The sequence below is a fragment of the Oleiphilus sp. HI0061 genome, from assembly GCF_001635675.1.
On sequence record NZ_LWFE01000858.1, the window covers coordinates 1 to 518 of the forward strand.

Consider the following 518-nt stretch of genomic DNA (forward strand, 5'->3'; position numbering starts at 1 on the left):
TCCAATTATTCTCAAGAAGTCTTATCCAATTATGCGTTCACACTTTGCACTCGTGATTTCTCTGGTAGCAGTCCTGTTTCTTTCTGCTTGTAGTTCCACTCCGAAAAAAGAATCGACAGAACAAGAGTTGTATGATGATGCTAAACGAGCGATCAAGTTAAGGAACTTTCCTCAAGCAACGATCGCTCTAGAAGAGTTGGAGTCCCGTTTCCCCTTTGGGCAATATGCTGAGCAAGCTCAGTTAGATTTAATCTATGCGCGTTATAGTGGGCTAGATCTAGAAGGCGCGATTCTCGCTTCCGATCGTTTTATTCGTTTACACCCTCAAAGCCCGAGCGTGGATTACGCGTATTATGTACGAGGAGTAGCGAACTATCATTTGGATATCGGTGTTTCCAGTCAGTACTTTTCGTCGGTTGATATTACCTCGCGTGACCCGGGGCATATGCGTTTGGCCTTTAAAGATTTTTCTGAACTGTTAATTCGCTTCCCCGATAGTAGCTATGCTGCAGATGCGC

At 44.6% G+C, this 518-nt stretch carries 1 protein-coding gene; it reads left to right on the forward strand.

What is annotated here, in order from left to right; genetic code table 11:
- Window positions 1-31 precede the first annotated feature (31 nt).
- Window positions 32-518 (forward strand): outer membrane protein assembly factor BamD (gene bamD / locus A3735_RS10205; RefSeq protein WP_156499583.1); only part of this gene is annotated, 487 nt, incomplete at its 3' end.